Source organism: Paenibacillus mucilaginosus 3016 (assembly GCF_000250655.1).
GTDB classification, from domain to species: domain Bacteria; phylum Bacillota; class Bacilli; order Paenibacillales; family NBRC-103111; genus Paenibacillus_G; species Paenibacillus_G mucilaginosus.
Map to the genome: position 1 here is coordinate 3,308,888 of NC_016935.1, position 15,455 is coordinate 3,324,342.

Consider the following 15,455-nt stretch of genomic DNA (forward strand, 5'->3'; position numbering starts at 1 on the left):
GTCATGATCGAACTACGCAACATATGCAAAGAATACGCCCGCGGCGCCGAGAAGCTCCGAATCCTCGACGACTTGACCCTGGAGGTGGAGCGGGGCGATCTCGTGGCGATCGTCGGGCCGAGCGGCTCCGGCAAATCGACCCTTATGAATACGATCGGGCTGCTGGACGTGCCGACCTCCGGCACCTATAAGCTCGACGGCGTTTCGACGGAGAAGATGTCCGACAACCAGCTCGCCGAGCTGCGCAACAAGAAGATCGGATTCATCTTCCAGCAGTTCAACCTGCTGCCCCGGCTGACGGCAATCGAGAACGTGGAGCTGCCGATGATCTACTCCGGTGTTCCGGCGAAGAAGCGCAGGGAGCTGGCGCTCCAGATGCTGGAGCTGCTCGGCATGGGCCAGCGCGGCCACCACAAGCCGAGCGAGCTCTCGGGCGGACAGCAGCAGCGTGTGGCGATCGCCCGCGCCCTGGCGATGTCGCCGGCCCTGCTGCTCGCCGATGAGCCGACGGGCGCCCTGGATTCCAAAACGGGGATCGAGGTGCTCGAGCTCATCAAGAAGCTGAACGAGCAGGGCAATACCATCGTGCTCATCACGCATGACCTGCATATCGCGGAGAATGCGAGAAGAGTCGTCTCGATCCGCGACGGCCGGATTGTCTCGGACGTGCGGAACGCTCCGATACCCGGAGCGCCTGCGGCCGAACTGAAAGCGGGCGTGACGGTATGAAGGCTTCAGAACTGATCCGCATGGCCCTGCGCACGGTGATCTCTTCCCCGATGAGGACGATGCTCACCATGCTGGGAGTCATTATCGGCGTCGCCTCCGTCGTGACGCTCGTGTCGATCGGTCGGGGCACCACAGCCCAGATCGAGAAGCAGTATGAGGCGCTCGGCACGAACATGATGGTCGTGAACGTGCTCGGGAACGGGCGGGCAACGCAGCTGAACTACGACGAGCTGATGGAACTGGAGCTCCTCCCGGAGTTCTCGGCCATCGCCCCTACAATGACGAAGAATTCGAATATCAAATATGACCGTACGCAGGAAAGCCACACGCTCGTCGCAACGAACGACCGGTATATCGACATCATGAAAGGCGAGGTGGCCGACGGCCGCTTCCTGGTCGATGCCGATTCGGAGCTCCGCAGCCAGGTAGTGGTGCTTGGCAGCGAGGTGGCGACCGAGCTCTTCGGCACGGAGGACCCGATCGGCGAATCGGTTAACATCGACGGCGTCGTCTTCGAGATCGTCGGCACGCTGAAGAGCAAGGGCTCGAACAGCACGGGCACCTCGCTCGACAATTCGGTGTTCGTCCCGCTGGAGACCGCCAGACGCGCCTTCAAGCTGGGGGCCATCCGTACGACCTACGTGGAGGCGCCGAGCAACGAAGAGATCTATACGGCGCAGGCCACCATGAAGCAGTACCTGACTTATAAATTCAAAAGCGATACGGGCTTCACCCTCTCGAACCAGGATGAGCTCATGAATTCCCGGAAGGAAGCGTCGAGCTCCCTGACCAACCAGCTCATCAGCGTGGCGTGCATCTCGCTGCTCGTCGGCGGGATCGGGATCATGAACATCATGCTCGTGACGGTCAGCGAGCGGACGCGCGAGATCGGCATCCGCAAGTCGATCGGCGCCAAGCGGCGCAACATCTTGCTGCAGTTCCTCGTGGAGTCGGCGGTCATCAGCGGACTCGGCGGATTCATCGGACTAGCGCTCGGGTCCGGTCTTGCGCTGGCCTGGCCGTACCTCAATCCGAAGCAGCCGACGGAGCTGTCGATGGACATCGGCTTGTATGCCTTCCTGTTCTCCGTGCTGGTCGGGATCATCTTCGGCCTGTATCCGGCGAACAAAGCATCGAAGCTCCGTCCGATCGACGCGCTGCGCACCGACTAAGCTCCGCGCTGTACGAATACCCGCCTGCGGGCCGGACAGCCCATCGCGGTCCGGTCGCGGGCATTCCATCCAGACGAACACTGAAGGAGGATTATCCTTTGAAAAAGATATGGAACAAATCGCTGCTTTACGCCCTGGCGGTGACCACGGCACTCGGCTCGATCGCACTGCCGTCGTCCGCCCGGGCCGGCAAGGAAGGCGTCTTCCTTGCGAACGATACTTACTTCACGCTGGAGCGTGTCTCGGTTGCCTCCGGCAGCTCCTCGCTCATGCAGTTTACCCTGAAGCTGCATAACGGCAGCTCGTCGGTCATCGACTTCAACCGCTACGGCGTCCGCGTGCTGGATGCGGCGGGCAACCGCTATCCGGCCCGCCTCACAGGCAAGCTGAGCGCACGTGTGCAGCCGGGGGCCGACCAGGAGTTCCCGTTCTACTCGGAGCTCGGAAATCTGCCGTCGGCGGAGGGCCTGAAGGTCGATCTCTTCGAGTGGAACGGCAGCGGCACGGACGGGATCCGGGATATCGGCGCGCTGAACGCATCGGTCGATGTTCCGGCCGCGGCCGAGCCGGGCACCCAGGCGGTGATTTCCCTACAGGACGCCGACACCAGCCTGGACAGTGAAGGCTTCGTTACCGTAAAGCGCGGAGACGCCTACGAGACGGTGGAGAGCGGCAAGCGCTACCTCTATGTGGATCTCGCGTTCAAGAATGACAGCGGCTCGGATCTGACGCTCCCATCCGCTCTGCAGTACCGCCTGCGCGACGCCCAAGGCTACTCATATGAGGGCTCGCTGCTCACCGGCGATTCCTCCGTGCTTCCGTCCGGGCGGTACGGTCGTGCGCACGGTCCGCATGCTGGCTCCGACGGTCGAAGCGGCGGCGTCCGGCGCCATGAGCCTGCAGCTCTGGACCGATGCTTCCGGCGACGAAGAAGTGCTTGCGAGCCTGCCGGTGGCCGGAGCTTCAGCGGCGACGGCCCTTGGCGGCGAGCGCGCGCTGACCGGCAGCAATGAAGGCCTGACGCTGGTGGCCGAGAAAGCGGCCGCAGCGCCGCAGGATGACGAAACGCTCGTGCAGACGACGATCACCGTCCGCAACGACACGGACAGCGTGCTGGCCCTGCCGGACCTGACCGGCACATACCAGTTCGGCTACAGCGCTTCGGAGGAAGCGACGCTCGTGCGGACGACCAGCGAGTCATATGTCCAGCCGAAATCGTCGGTGACCCTGCAGTATTCCGCGCTGCTGCCGGAGGGCATTGATCCGGAGAGCGCCAACCTGGTGGTGCGTGCACAGACCGGCACGGCAAGCAGTACGTCGGGCACTTCCGGCACGTCATCCTCCTCGGGAACCACGTCGGGAACGAGCACCTCTTCCGGAACCACGGCAAGCACCGGCACTTCGTCTTCCACGGGCACCGGCACGTCGACCGCTTCGACGTCAAGCTCGAGCAGCACCTCCTCGACTTCCACGACGACGAAGGCGACGACGTCTTCCACCGTATCGGTGGACCGTCCGGTGATGATCGCCTCGCTCAAGGGAATTACGCGTCAGGCGAATACGCTGCAGACGGCCAAGGCCTATACGCTCGGCGAGGTCATGCCGCTCGAAGCGACCTCCTCGATCGCGTCGAAGCTTACCACCACGCTGGTGGAGCTGCACGAGCATGAGAGCGAGGAATTCGGCTACCGTACGGCGATCGCGAAGATCAAACTGACGAATAACGGGACGACGGCAGTCTCGCTGCCGGATGTCGGACTGGAGCTCCTGGCGAGCAGCGGCCTGTCCTACCCGGGGACGCGCCAAACGACGACGGCGTCCACGATCGCCCCTGGCACCAGCTACGTCGTTAGCTACTCCTTCCTGCTTGCGGACGATGCAGGCGAAGAAGAAACTTATGCGCTGCAGGTGACCGACGCCAAGGCGGCGGCTCCGGCCAAGCTCACGCTCGGCACTTATCAGGTGGCCTTCCAGAAGGATGACACTTCTTCGGACAAGATCAGCTTCTATCCGTTCGAGGTCGGCTTCGACTGGTATACGGGCGGCTGGCTCTACAGCAGCGGGGACTACTCTTACGTGCTCAATATGTCCCTCACGGTGGAGCGCAAGGACAATGTCATCATCGACTCCGGGTTCTCCGGCATCGAATTCGCGCTGGTGGATTCGACGGGCCGCGTGCTCAGCACGTCGACCGGCACCTTCATGGGCACCCAGAAGCTGAACTCCGGCAAGCACAAGATCACATTCACGGATATCCAGTCCGAGCAGATCGAATCCGGCACGTCGATTCATGTATACGAGACCGTCACGACGCCGGAAGGCACGGCGAAGCGTCTCGTGAAAATATTGAAGTAACCGCCGCACCGCATAGTGCGGGACTTGGAGCCTCCGGGTTCACGAACTCAGCCGAAAGCCGCTCAGGCTTCTTCCCGCCATGGGAAGAGCCGGGCGGCTTTTTGGCCGTTTCGGAAAGCCCGGCTTGCAGGGAGCAGGAGTCTGCTGTTCGGGGGCGTCCCTCAGATAACTGCATGGCTTCATGACAAAAACACTTGTAAGTTGGCACACGATTTGCTTAGATGAGAGAAGGAAGCTTTCACTACAGGCTGTCAGGAAGGATCATCCGCCAAAAGAAGGAGCGTTAACACCCCATATGCAGCAGTCTTCGCAAACGGAACAAGAAACGAATTCGCAGTCTTCACCCGCAGAGGCTCCGGCCTCTCCCGGACTGTGGAAGCTCTTCACAGTCGCCCTGCGCCTCGGGCTGACCTCGTTCGGAGGGCCTGCCGCCCACCTCGGATACTTCCGCCAGGAGTACGTGGTCCGGCGCCGCTGGATCGACGAGCGCACCTATGCCGACCTCGTCGCTCTCTGCCAGTTCCTGCCGGGGCCCGCCAGCTCCCAGGTGGGCATGGGTATCGGCCTGCTGCGCGGCGGAATCGCCGGAGCCCTCACGGCCTGGCTGGGCTTCACGCTGCCCTCCGTGCTGGCCCTGACGCTCTTCGCCTTCGCGGTGCAGGGCGGGGCGGCCGCCTCCAGCCCGTGGCTGCACGGGCTGAAGCTGGTGGCGGTCGCCGTCGTCGCCCAGGCCGTCATCGGCATGGGCGCCAAGCTGGCGCCGGACCGCTCCCGGCGGACGCTGGCCCTGCTCGCTGCAGCGGCCGCGCTGCTGTGGCAGGCGCCCTACAGCCAGGTCGCGCTCATCGCGGCGGCGGGGCTGTTCGGCCTCTGGGCCTTCCGCAGCGGGGGCGCGCAGCAGGAGGCTCCCGCCTCCCTGCACATCCCCGTGAGCCGGAGAGCGGGGGCGGTCAGCCTTGGGCTGTTCTTCGTCCTCCTGATCGGCCTGCCCTGGCTCCGTACCGCCGTCGACAATCCGTCGCTGGCGCTCTTCGACATCATGTACCGCGCAGGCTCACTTGTCTTCGGCGGCGGCCACGTCGTTCTCCCGCTGCTGGACCGCGAGCTTGTCCCGGGCGGGTGGATGAACAGCGAGACCTTCCTCGCCGGCTATGGCGCCGCCCAGGCGGTGCCCGGTCCGCTCTTCACCTTCGCCTCGTATCTGGGTGCGGCCGCGATGGGCTGGCAGGGGGCCGTCGTCGCGACCCTCGCCATCTTCCTGCCGGCGTTCCTGCTGATCCTGGGCGCGCTGCCGTTCTGGGCGGACCTGCGGACCAGCCCGCGGGCACAGGGGGCGCTGGCCGGCATCAACGCGGCGGTCGTGGGCATTCTGCTCGCGGCCTGGTACCAGCCGATCTGGATGACGGCCGTGCTGCGGCCCGCCGATTTTGCCGCTGCGGCGCTGCTGTACGGCATGCTCGAATTCTGGAAGCTGCCGCCGTGGGTGGTCGTTATCGCAGGGGCGCTCCTCGGCAGCGGATTGGGTTATCTTCCGGGTGCCTAAGATCAGGGTCAGATTAGGAGGGAACAAAGGATGCGCAACCGCAAAGCAGGCTACGGGCTCTGCCAAGGGGACAACGCCTACGGCTGCCCGGTCGAAGCGACGCTGGACGTCATCGGAGGCAAGTGGAAGGGAGTCATTCTCTATCATTTGACCGGAGGCACCGTGAGGTTCAACGAATTCCGCCGCCTCATGCCCGGCATTACGCAGCGGATGCTGACCCTCCAGCTCCGTGAGCTGGAGAGCGACGGACTGATCCGCCGGGAGGTGTTTCAGGAGATCCCGCCGAGAGTGGAGTATTCGCTGACGGATCTAGGCCGTACGCTGGAAGAGATCATCCTGGCGATGCGGGCTTGGGGCGAGAAGTACCAGCGCCTCTCCGCGAGGGACGGGGCGGCTGAGGACGCTGGTCGCTGACGGAGAGCCCATGCGGCTCCCTTATGATCTGGGCCGACTGCAGCCCCCTATATATGAACAAGTCCCGGCGTTGAAGACCGGGATTTGCTCTGAGCGCCTGCCTGGCAGCAGGGCCTGTCCCGCAGGGTGTCCGGCTGTGCCGGGCGCCTTTTTTATTATCAGTTAGGTTTGCTTGCGTCAGCACGTTTCTTTCATTTTAGATCTCACCGGGGCTCGATTCTCTAATCTTATCTCTCGTATAAAGGCGCCTCGTCCTAAAGGGATGCGAAGCCGTTTATCTTGGCTGCCTCATGAACGTTACTTCTTTTTGAGGATCCACCGGGCGGCTTCGGATAGGAGAATGACGATGGCAAGGCAGGCGAGGAGGTACGGGATGACGAGGGGAACGGCGCGCAGATCGGTGATCTTGACGGCCCGGAGAAACAGGGGATAGAGGAGCAAAAGCAGGATAAACAGGGCGATTTTCACGGGATACTCCTTATATTGGCAATAATGAACAAAGGTTAAATAAATATTGACGGAATGTGAAGCGGCGTAATAATATAGCATTACCGCGTTAAAGCAAATTTCTACAAAATATTCAGAAAAAGCGACAGGTTCTTCCTGCTTGCAGGACAGGCCCTTAGAATGGTCGCAGGCCGCTGTCCGCTCCCGGACGGGTCACCCCGTTATATCTACATATGCAGGAGGTCATTGTTATGAAACCATTCAAGCTCATCCCTCTCCTTCTTGCGGTTCCGCTCATCTTCGCGGGCTGTGGATCCAAGGAAACCCCGGCTTCCGGCAACAGCACCGGCGGGACGGCACCGGCAGCCACCGAGAAGAAGGTCTATAAGATCGGCATCACCCAGATCGTCGAGCATCCTTCGCTCAACGCGACCCGTGAAGGGTTCCTGGCGGCGCTGAAGGACAGCGGATTGGTAGAGAAGGACAACCTTCAGGTAGATTACCAGAACGCCCAGGGCGATTCAACCAATAACCTGACGATCGCCCAGAAGTTCGCATCGGATAAGAAGGATCTCGTACTGGCCATTGCTACGCCGTCCGCACTGGCGGCCGTGCAAAGCGTGAAGGACGCTCCCGTGCTCTTCGCAGCGATTACCGATCCAGTGGGAGCCAAGCTCGTGAAGAGCCTCGACAAGCCGGGCGGGAACGTGACCGGAGCGGCGGACACGCATCCGGATGCCGTGCCGAAGCTCATGGATCTGATCGCCTCCGACTTCCCGAAGGTGAAGACGGTCGGGATCGTCCTGAACGAGGGCGAGCCGAATGCGGCCGTGATGGCGAAGAACGCCGAGACGGCACTGGCCAAACATAATATCAAGGTGCTCAAGGCGGCTGTCACGAACTCTTCCGAAGTGAAGCAGGCGGCGGATTCCCTGGCCGGCAAGGTCGATGCGTTCTACATCACCCTCGACAACACGGTTGTCAGCGCGGTGGATACCATGATCAAGGTAGCCAACGACAAGAAGATTCCGCTCTTCTCCTCAGACCGGGATACCGTGGAGAGAGGCGCTACGGCCACGTACGGCTTCAAGTACTATGACCACGGCTACCAGGCGGGCAAGATGGCGGTTGAGATTCTGAAGAACGGCGCGAAGCCGGGCGACATGAAAGTCACCTATCCGGACAAGCTCGATCTCATCATCAACCTGGATGCCGCCAAGGCGCAGGGCGTAGAGATTACCGACGCGCTGAAGGGCAAGGTACAGGATCCGAAGAACCTGCTCAGCGGTTCGGCGAAATAAGAACGTCAGACGGAGTGACCTTAGCGTTGGTGCCAAGGTCACTCTTCATTCTTTATAGGGGGAAACCTACATGTTGGACATTATCGAAGGCTCCGGAGAGCTGGGTCTGCTCTATGCCTTGATGGCGCTTGGCGTCTACATTACCTACCGGATTCTGGATTTTCCCGACCTTACGGTCGATGGCAGCTTCACGACGGGCGGCGCCATCGCGGCCGTACTGATCACCGGAGGCACGCCTCCACTTCTTGCAACGGCGGCTGCCTTTGCAGGCGGCATGATCGTCGGCGCCTGCACGGGCCTGCTGCACACCAAGGGTAAGATTAACGCGCTGCTGTCGGGGATTCTCATGATGATAGCGCTGTATTCGATCAACCTGCGGGTCATGGACAAGAAAGCGAACATTTCCCTGTTCGGTACCGAATCGCTGCTCAGTGATGTGCCGAAGCACTGGATTATTCCTACAGTGGGTATTGTGGTCGTGCTGATCAAATTCGCGCTGGACTGGTTCCTGCATACGGATCTTGGCCTGGCACTGCGTGCCACCGGGGACAACCCGCGCATGGTCCGCAGCTTCGGGGTCCATACGGACAACACGATTATTGTGGGCGTGTCTCTCTCGAACGGCCTGGTTGCGCTCTCCGGTGCGCTCATCACCCAGTATTCGGAATTTGCCGACGTTAACATGGGGATCGGGATGATCGTCATCGGTCTGGCCTCCGTCATCATCGGCGAAGCGCTGTTCGGCGCGCGGACGATTATCCGGGCGACCTTGGCGGTGCTGCTCGGTGCCATCGTCTACCGCCTGATCGTCGCGCTGGCGCTGCAGATCGGACTGGAAGCGTCCGACATGAAGCTGATGACGGCGCTGATCGTAATCGCGGCACTGACGATTCCGAAGATCCGTGCATCCATCCGGCAGCGGACGTTCATCCGCAAGCGGGCTGCGGAGATCGAGCGTACGGCCGCCGCCCAGAGCTCCCAGGGAGGTGTACGGTAATGCTGAGAATCGAGAATGTAACAAAGCTGTTCAACCCGGGCACCCCGGATGAGAAGGTGGCGCTGTCCCGCATTAACCTGCATCTGAACGAAGGCGACTTCGTAACTGTGATCGGGTCCAACGGGGCAGGCAAATCGACCCTGATGAACCTCATCTCGGGTGTCATGACGCCGGATCTCGGCAGCGTGCAGATCGAAGGGAAGGCGGTTGAAGGCCTGCCGGAGCATCGCCGCAGCCAGTGGATCGGCCGGGTCTTCCAGGACCCGATGGCCGGTACGGCGCCTACCATGACAATCGAGGAGAACCTGGCGCTCGCGTATTCGCGAAGCAAGCCCAGAGGACTCTCCATCGGCGTCACCGGGAGCAAGCGCAAGTTCTTCCGCGAGCAGCTGTGGCGGCTCGGTATCGGCCTCGACAAGCGGCTGAACGCCAAGGTCGGACTGCTCTCCGGCGGGGAGCGCCAGGCGCTCAGTCTGCTCATGGCGACGTTCACGCGGCCGCGCATCCTGCTGCTCGACGAGCATACGGCAGCCCTGGACCCGTCCCGTGCGGAGCTCATTACCACGCTGACGGAATCCATCGTCTCGGAGATGAAGCTTACCACGCTGATGGTCACCCACAACATGGAGCAGGCGATCCGGCTCGGCAACCGCCTCATCATGATGGACAAGGGCTCGATCATCCTCGACGTGCCGCCGGAGAAGAAGAGCGGACTGACCGTCGAAGGCCTGCTGAAGGAATTCGAACGGATCCGCGGTGAGAAGCTGGCGGACGACCGGGTTGTCTTGGGCTAAAAAAGGACTCTTTCTGCAAAACCACCGTACCGCGCCGAAGCGGAGTACGGTGGTTTTTTTCGAAATATAAGAATGGAAGAGCGCCGCAGCGATCCTGTCAACGGCTGCTTCGAAGGCTGCTTCATTCTTTCACATAATCCATTGGCAGGAGGCCATGCTAATCCTATCCAAGTCTGAGTAGGGTCATAACGAAGGGAGCCTCCGAACATGTTGCACTACCATTTCAAAAGAATCCGAACCGCCGGCTTGGCGGCTGTGCTGCTGTGCGGGACCTGGCTGCACAGCACTGTAGTTCACGGACGTCCGGCGCTGCCGAAGGAAGAGCCGAAGGCCGCTTTCGTGCGAAGCGGGCATCTCTGGCTGAAGATGAACGGCCAGGAGAGGGAATTGACGGCGGAGGGATTGGCGGATACGCCGCGGTGGTCCGAGGACGGACGGTATGTGGCTTATACCCGCCGGGCTTCCGCTGAAGCGCCGCAGAGCGAGATTTGGGTCTACTCCTTGGAGACCGACCGCCATGAGCAGCTTCCCGTCCAAGGCGGGGCGAATTACCGCTGGTCACCCGTGCGCAGCGTCCTGGCCCTTCAGCTCGAGACGGTGCTCGGTACGGTCGAGATGGGCCTCAGCGGAGCGGGCAGCTTCACCAGCGAGGCGGTCGGCGTAGGCAACTATGCCTGGCTGCCGGACGGCAGCGGCTTCCTGATCTCCTCCGCGGCACAGCTGAACCCGGCGGGATGGAACGCGGTCGAGCTGTACACGGTGGCCCTGCGCAGCGGCGCGGAGCCGTCCAAGCCGAAGCATCTGTTTACGCTGCCTCTGCAGAGCGAGGATTTCTTCGCGATCGGCACGAGCACCTTCAAGTGGTCGCCGGACCGACGCTGGATCTCCTTCATCGCCAGGCCGACCGCTTCCTTATCGGCTGACAGCAATACGCTGTGCCTGCTTTCGGCCGATGGCCGCACCTTCCGCAGGCTGGGACCCATGCTGGGCTACGAATCGTGGTTCCGCTGGGCGCCCAAAGCCGAGAAGCTGGCCTACATCGAAGGCGAAGGCCGGCTCGTGACCCAGAACAAGAAGCTGCAAATCCGGGAGGCGGGGGCGTTCCGCACGGGTGGGTATACGCCGCCAGGCTATGCGGACCGGGGCTTCACCTGGCTCGATGACAAGATGCTGGCCGTCTCCCGTTCCAAGGAGAGCGACTGGGAGACCGAGGAGCGCCTGCGGCCGCTGCCCGTGCTCTACCGGATTCCCGCGGCGGCCGCTGGACCGGACGCAGGGCAACAGCTCACGAGCCCGCCGGAAGGGTCGGGAGACTTCCAGCCCTACTATGTCAGGCGATCGGGCAAGCTGACCTGGGTGCGGTCGGACCGCAAGGAAGCGGACGTCTGGATCGCGGATGCCTCCGGTGCCGAAGCTGTTCCTTACATCAAAGGGCTCGCAGCGGGCTCGAGCTACTATGAGCATTTCGACTGGAGCTGGGCGCTCGCTTGGTATGACCCGCAGCCGGCGGCTGCAGGCCGTGCGGCCGTTCAGATGACGGCTACCTTCGGGGCGGGCGTGCCGTCCTACGCCCCATGGGGACGGATCGCCATGCAGGAGACGGCGAAGAAATACGGTGCCGAGATTCACGATTACCTGTATGTCGGCCGCAAGGAAGCGGGCCCGAATCTGACGGAAGACACGTTCAAGCTTTGGGTGGTGAAGGGAGGCCGAGGCTTCGGCGTGATCGTCCATGTACGCTGGGAGACTTCGACCGAGCAGTTGAAGTCGGTGACCTTCGAGGAAACGGATCGCTGAGGCAAGCAAAGTGCTGGTTCGTCCAAAGCACCCGAACCGACCAAAACCAGCCCGGCTCTTCCGCTTTATGCCGACTTGACCGGTTCAGACACCAGCCTCCGGCATGAGTCCGCACCGACATGCGACCATGATCGCGAACTGGTCCAGTAGGCGCATGGAACGAGCACCAGAAACCCGGCAGCGCCTATACAGGCGAGGCCGGGTGTTTTTTTTGTATGCCTATTGCGGGCGACTTTAATTTAGATTATTATCTAATTAGATAAATGACGAAAGAGGTGGCTGACGATGCCTGTACAGTTGGATAAGATCGTCACATATCACAAAGCGCTGGCTGATCCGACCCGCTTCCGCATGCTGATCCTGCTCGCCCAGGGGGAATGCAGCGGCCAGCAGCTGGCGGAGCGGCTGCATCTCGCTCCAGCAACGGTGACGCACCATGCGGCCAAGCTGCGGGAGGCCGCGCTGCTGCGGGAACGCCGGGAGAAGAACACGATTTATTTCTCCCTGAGCGAGTATTTTCTGAGAGAGCACGCCCAGGCTTCACTCGATCTCATCTTCCGGAATCCCAGCGCCGAAAAGGAGGAATTATCCATGGTGAACGAGAAGTTACAAGCATCCGTGTTCAAGCATTTTTTTACTAAAGAAGGCAGGCTGATCCGGATCCCCGCCCAGTACAAGAAGAAGCTGATCGCACTGGAACGGATTGCCCGCAGCCTGGAGCCCGGCCGTGCTTATGCGGAGCGGGAGCTGAACGAGGTGATCCGGGAATATCATGAGGATTTTGCAACCATCCGGCGGGAATTCATCATGCATCACTTTATGTTCCGTGAGAAGGATGTGTATGAGCTGAATCCGGAAGAAATGTGGACGAAGTGGGAGGAAGTCAGGTAGATGCAGGAACTGTTGAAGAAGGCAAGGGAAGTGGCGGCCGAAGCGGCGGAAGCCGCCGGAAGACTGGCGAAGGAGTATTTTGACCAGGAGAAGGAGATTCTCGCCAAGGGCAGTGAAGGCGATCTCGTAACGGCCGTCGACCTGCTCGCAGAACGGGAGATCCTGAGCCGGCTGAACGCCGCCTTCCCGGAGCATCAGGTCCGCAGCGAAGAGAGCGGCTGGTCGGGGGTGGAGGGCGACTGGCTCTGGCTGGTCGATCCGCTCGACGGCACGAACAACTATGCGATCGGGCTCGCCGCTTACGGCGTATCGATCACGCTGCTGTACCGCAAGGAGCCGGTGCTCGGCGTGATCTATGATTCGCACCTCGGCAATCTGTACGTGGCCGAGAGAGGGAAGGGCGCCACGATGAACGGGCTGCCGCTGACGGCCAAGACGGGACGGCCCACGCCGAAGCTGACGCTGGCCTGGATCCAGGGACATCACGTAGGCCGGAGAGGGCGGGCGGCCGCACTCAAGCGGCACCTCGAAGAGAATTCGAAGCGGGTGCTGCCCCTGTGGGCGCCGGCCCTGCAGTGGAGCATGCTGGCGAGGGGCGACCTCGACGGCATTGTGCTGTATAACTCGGAAGGCGACGACCTGTATGCCGGGGTGCTGCTGGCCAAGGAAGCCGGAGCGGCCGTCACCGACTTTGAAGGCCTTCCGTTCGAAGGGATGAACCCTGAGCCGTATCTGGTTGCCTGTGCGCCGGACCGGCTGGAGGAGCTGCTGGAGCTGGTGCGCCGGGGGATGGAAGCCGGCAGGGGACTGCCGCACTAATCACAGGCGTGCCGGGACGTTGATCCGCAGCTCGGAGGACACTGCAGGCTGTAGGCCGAAGGGAAAGGATGTGCGCTGCAGCGTGGAACGAAGGAGCCATAGATATGAGGAGGATTCCGTCTTTAAGGAAGGGACACCGGGTGTCCGTACCGGGGATACCGGCCGCACATAAGGAAACGGATGTACCTGCAGGAAGCCCGGCTGCACGTGTGAAAGCGGACGTCGTACGATACCTGCGGGCTCACCGGCACCCTTGGAACCTGCGACTGCATTACGGAGCGTTTCTGGCCGCCTTCTTCGGCTGGATCTTCCTTTTCTTCGATTGGCGTATGACGCTGGTGTTCGCAGCGGCTCATTATATCCTGTCCTGGACAGGTCACTTTGGCTTCGAGAAGAACAAGCCTGCTTCCTTCCGACATCCGATGCTGGGATTCTATGCGGGCTTTGCATGGTTTTTCGTCCGCACGTATGAGCTCGGAACCGGGCGCAGCGTGCTGCGGCACTGGGAGAAGGAAGCGGCAGGGCTTGTCGACATGCAGGAGAAAGGGGAGGAACTCATATGACAACGGAGCGGGAATCTCTGCCCCTCTTGACGGACCGGTGGACGGAAGAAGAGGCGTCAACGGTGCGTGCCCAGCTCAGACTGTTCAATCAGCTTACGGCACCGAGCGCCTTCGACGTACCGTCCGAATCGCTGAACTTCCTGCTGAAGGAGGAGGACGGCACGCTGGCCGGCGGGCTGCTCGGCCGGACGTACCGGTATGCGTTATTCGTCGAGATTCTGTGGGTGGACGAGAAATACCGCGGGCAGGGCCTGGGAGGCCGTCTGCTTGCCGCAGCGGAAGAGGCGGCCAGGCTGCGGGGCTGCCGGCTCATGCATCTTGATACGTTCAGCTTCCAGGCGCCGGAGTTCTACCGTAAGATGGGCTTCGAGGTCTTCGGGGTGCTGGACGGCTTTCCGGAAGGGTACCAGAGGTATTATCTGAAAAAAACGATTCAGCCCGCGGCGCACCCGCCCGCCTGATAGCAAGAGAGACTGGAATCCGGACGGGATCAGGAGTTCCTTAGTGGACCGGCCGGCATGCAAGCGGCACAGGTGGGCAGCGCCCGGAAACGTCGATTCCGAGGCACGGCTCCAGCTGCCGGCCAGCCTCCATGGTGGAGCCGCCATACCGCGCAAGGCATGCCGGCTCCACGTCAAACAAGCCGGCCTACCTGAGGGTAAGCCGGCCGTCTGCGGTTCCGGAGCGGAACCTTATGTAAGCGATTCATTGCGTGCCCGGGATTCAGCTCCGCTTTTTACCACATGCTCGGGAGCACTTTGATCTCGCGGTCCATCTTCGGGAGGAACGAATAATTCGGGTTGAAGGTGAAGATCCGCTTCATCTGGTAGGAGAGCATCACAACCGCCGTCAGCGCTTCGCTCAGCGAGAACTGGTAGTTCGGGAAGTCGATGATGAGACGCTTGGCCTCCTGCTCAAGCTCGGGGGAGCTTGGAATGATCGTGAGCACGCCCTTCTGGGCCGCTTTGTCCATCGTGTTCAGGAAAATCTGGGCATCCGAATAATCAAAATGATTGCGAAGCCACTGGTGGGTCTCGAACACGACATAGTTCGTCGTAGCGAGCCGCCGGTCCATATCATCCATATCGTAGAACAGCGTCCGGGCCTTGAGATAGTACGGGTCCTCCGGATTCATGAACGCCATCAGGGCGGACTGCTCGAGGAAGACGGTCTGGCCGAGTCCATCCGTATCAAGTACGCTCATATTCTTCAGCCTCCTCTGTCCGCCGGTCTCTGCGTTTGGTCAGTGCATCAAGCTGCAGCAGCGGATTCTTCTCCTTCTGCTCCACCGTAGCCTGGAACATCACCTCGTGGCTGCGCACCGCAAAAAACTGCTCGATCATATAATGGACGGCACCGCTGACCGTCGTATGCTGGGCTTCGGCCATCTGCCGGCACTTCTCATAATATTCGGGCTCGAGCTCAATGACATGGCTGTTGATTTCCGTTTCGCCTTCGGGGGAAGAGATCAGCGAAGTTGCGGCGCTCTTCCAAGCCTTCAGCTTGCTTTGCAGCAGATCTTTGGAATTGCTCATGGGCGTCACCTTCCAAACTCCAGTAGTTTCAATCGATTTCTTGTTGTTTTGTCCTGCCGACGTCTTATAACTTTCGACGCAAAGCTGCAAATTTATGG

Annotated in this window: 16 protein-coding genes; 13 read left to right on the plus strand and 3 right to left on the minus strand. The window is 61.3% G+C overall.

Annotated features, from left to right (window positions below; all coding sequences use genetic code 11):
• Positions 1-3 precede the first annotated feature (3 nt).
• The 5 genes from PM3016_RS14185 to PM3016_RS14210 all read left to right on the plus strand — a co-directional run bounded on the left by PM3016_RS14185 (position 4) and on the right by PM3016_RS14210 (position 6,213).
• On the plus strand, positions 4-729 hold the full coding sequence (locus tag PM3016_RS14185) for an ABC transporter ATP-binding protein (RefSeq protein WP_014369969.1): 726 nt from the start codon (positions 4-6) through the stop codon (positions 727-729).
• Positions 726-1,901 carry an ABC transporter permease gene (locus tag PM3016_RS14190; protein WP_013916327.1) on the plus strand — a complete coding sequence of 392 codons (1,176 nt, stop codon included), beginning with the start codon at positions 726-728 and terminating at the stop codon, positions 1,899-1,901. Before PM3016_RS14185 ends, PM3016_RS14190 begins: the two co-directional genes overlap by 4 nt.
• Before the next feature lie 98 nt (positions 1,902-1,999).
• A complete protein-coding gene (locus PM3016_RS41130; RefSeq protein ID WP_041619118.1) occupies positions 2,000-2,914 on the plus strand; it encodes a DUF4352 domain-containing protein in 915 nt (304 codons plus the stop codon).
• Between the two features lie 1,637 nt (positions 2,915-4,551).
• Positions 4,552-5,799, plus strand: coding sequence for a chromate efflux transporter (gene chrA, locus PM3016_RS14205; RefSeq protein WP_014369970.1), 1,248 nt, complete (start codon positions 4,552-4,554; stop codon positions 5,797-5,799).
• 30 nt (positions 5,800-5,829) lie between these two features.
• Positions 5,830-6,213, plus strand: coding sequence for a winged helix-turn-helix transcriptional regulator (locus PM3016_RS14210; RefSeq protein ID WP_013916330.1), 384 nt, complete (start codon positions 5,830-5,832; stop codon positions 6,211-6,213).
• Between the two features lie 297 nt (positions 6,214-6,510).
• Here PM3016_RS14210 and PM3016_RS38655 read toward each other — a convergent pair whose 3' ends face one another.
• Positions 6,511-6,681, minus strand: a complete 171-nt coding sequence (locus PM3016_RS38655; RefSeq protein ID WP_013916331.1) for a hypothetical protein — start codon at positions 6,679-6,681, stop codon at positions 6,511-6,513.
• A 230-nt stretch (positions 6,682-6,911) separates the two neighbouring features.
• On the opposite strand from PM3016_RS38655, the gene PM3016_RS14215 reads away from it, so the two are divergent.
• The 8 genes from PM3016_RS14215 to PM3016_RS14250 all read left to right on the plus strand — a co-directional run bounded on the left by PM3016_RS14215 (position 6,912) and on the right by PM3016_RS14250 (position 14,283).
• Complete coding sequence (locus PM3016_RS14215) at positions 6,912-7,961, plus strand: ABC transporter substrate-binding protein (RefSeq protein ID WP_014369971.1); 1,050 nt, start codon at positions 6,912-6,914, stop codon at positions 7,959-7,961.
• Between the two features lie 70 nt (positions 7,962-8,031).
• A complete protein-coding gene (locus PM3016_RS14220) occupies positions 8,032-8,958 on the plus strand; it encodes an ABC transporter permease (protein WP_013916333.1) in 927 nt (308 codons plus the stop codon).
• Entirely contained in the window at positions 8,958-9,752 is a 795-nt protein-coding gene (locus PM3016_RS14225; protein ID WP_013916334.1) for an ABC transporter ATP-binding protein, read from the plus strand. The genes PM3016_RS14220 and PM3016_RS14225 overlap by 1 nt, the downstream gene beginning before the upstream one ends.
• Before the next feature lie 207 nt (positions 9,753-9,959).
• Positions 9,960-11,549: a DUF3889 domain-containing protein gene (locus PM3016_RS14230; protein ID WP_014369972.1), complete on the plus strand. Its 1,590-nt coding sequence runs from the start codon at positions 9,960-9,962 to the stop codon at positions 11,547-11,549.
• A 285-nt stretch (positions 11,550-11,834) separates the two neighbouring features.
• Positions 11,835-12,440: a DUF2087 domain-containing protein gene (locus tag PM3016_RS14235; protein ID WP_013916337.1), complete on the plus strand. Its 606-nt coding sequence runs from the start codon at positions 11,835-11,837 to the stop codon at positions 12,438-12,440.
• Positions 12,441-13,259, plus strand: a complete 819-nt coding sequence (locus PM3016_RS14240; protein ID WP_013916338.1) for an inositol monophosphatase family protein — start codon at positions 12,441-12,443, stop codon at positions 13,257-13,259.
• A 104-nt stretch (positions 13,260-13,363) separates the two neighbouring features.
• On the plus strand, positions 13,364-13,822 hold the full coding sequence (locus PM3016_RS14245; RefSeq protein ID WP_014369973.1) for a DUF962 domain-containing protein: 459 nt from the start codon (positions 13,364-13,366) through the stop codon (positions 13,820-13,822).
• Complete coding sequence (locus tag PM3016_RS14250) at positions 13,819-14,283, plus strand: GNAT family N-acetyltransferase (protein WP_013916340.1); 465 nt, start codon at positions 13,819-13,821, stop codon at positions 14,281-14,283. The genes PM3016_RS14245 and PM3016_RS14250 overlap by 4 nt, the downstream gene beginning before the upstream one ends.
• A gap of 275 nt (positions 14,284-14,558) precedes the next feature.
• On the opposite strand, the gene PM3016_RS14255 is transcribed toward PM3016_RS14250, so the two are convergent.
• Together PM3016_RS14255 and PM3016_RS14260 are read right to left on the minus strand one after the other, a co-directional pair.
• A complete protein-coding gene (locus PM3016_RS14255) occupies positions 14,559-15,026 on the minus strand; it encodes a type II toxin-antitoxin system VapC family toxin (protein ID WP_013916341.1) in 468 nt (155 codons plus the stop codon).
• Complete coding sequence (locus PM3016_RS14260) at positions 15,013-15,357, minus strand: hypothetical protein (RefSeq protein ID WP_013916342.1); 345 nt, start codon at positions 15,355-15,357, stop codon at positions 15,013-15,015. The genes PM3016_RS14255 and PM3016_RS14260 overlap by 14 nt, the downstream gene beginning before the upstream one ends.
• Between the last annotated feature and the right edge of the window lie 98 nt (positions 15,358-15,455).

What these genes read in the sequence shown, in the direction of transcription:
- PM3016_RS14185 (WP_014369969.1), top strand. Translation starts at nt 4, where the DNA reads ATGATCGAACTACGCAACATATGCAAAGAATACGCCCGCGGCGCCGAG.
- PM3016_RS14190 (WP_013916327.1), top strand. Translation starts at nt 726, where the DNA reads ATGAAGGCTTCAGAACTGATCCGCATGGCCCTGCGCACGGTGATCTCT.
- chrA (WP_014369970.1), top strand. Translation starts at nt 4,552, where the DNA reads ATGCAGCAGTCTTCGCAAACGGAACAAGAAACGAATTCGCAGTCTTCA.
- PM3016_RS14210 (WP_013916330.1), top strand. Translation starts at nt 5,830, where the DNA reads ATGCGCAACCGCAAAGCAGGCTACGGGCTCTGCCAAGGGGACAACGCC.
- PM3016_RS14215 (WP_014369971.1), top strand. Translation starts at nt 6,912, where the DNA reads ATGAAACCATTCAAGCTCATCCCTCTCCTTCTTGCGGTTCCGCTCATC.
- PM3016_RS14220 (WP_013916333.1), top strand. Translation starts at nt 8,032, where the DNA reads ATGTTGGACATTATCGAAGGCTCCGGAGAGCTGGGTCTGCTCTATGCC.
- PM3016_RS14225 (WP_013916334.1), top strand. Translation starts at nt 8,958, where the DNA reads ATGCTGAGAATCGAGAATGTAACAAAGCTGTTCAACCCGGGCACCCCG.
- PM3016_RS14230 (WP_014369972.1), top strand. Translation starts at nt 9,960, where the DNA reads ATGTTGCACTACCATTTCAAAAGAATCCGAACCGCCGGCTTGGCGGCT.
- PM3016_RS14235 (WP_013916337.1), top strand. Translation starts at nt 11,835, where the DNA reads ATGCCTGTACAGTTGGATAAGATCGTCACATATCACAAAGCGCTGGCT.
- PM3016_RS14240 (WP_013916338.1), top strand. Translation starts at nt 12,441, where the DNA reads ATGCAGGAACTGTTGAAGAAGGCAAGGGAAGTGGCGGCCGAAGCGGCG.
- PM3016_RS14245 (WP_014369973.1), top strand. Translation starts at nt 13,364, where the DNA reads ATGAGGAGGATTCCGTCTTTAAGGAAGGGACACCGGGTGTCCGTACCG.
- PM3016_RS14250 (WP_013916340.1), top strand. Translation starts at nt 13,819, where the DNA reads ATGACAACGGAGCGGGAATCTCTGCCCCTCTTGACGGACCGGTGGACG.
- PM3016_RS14255 (WP_013916341.1), bottom strand. Translation starts at nt 15,026, where the DNA reads ATGAGCGTACTTGATACGGATGGACTCGGCCAGACCGTCTTCCTCGAG.
- PM3016_RS14260 (WP_013916342.1), bottom strand. Translation starts at nt 15,357, where the DNA reads ATGAGCAATTCCAAAGATCTGCTGCAAAGCAAGCTGAAGGCTTGGAAG.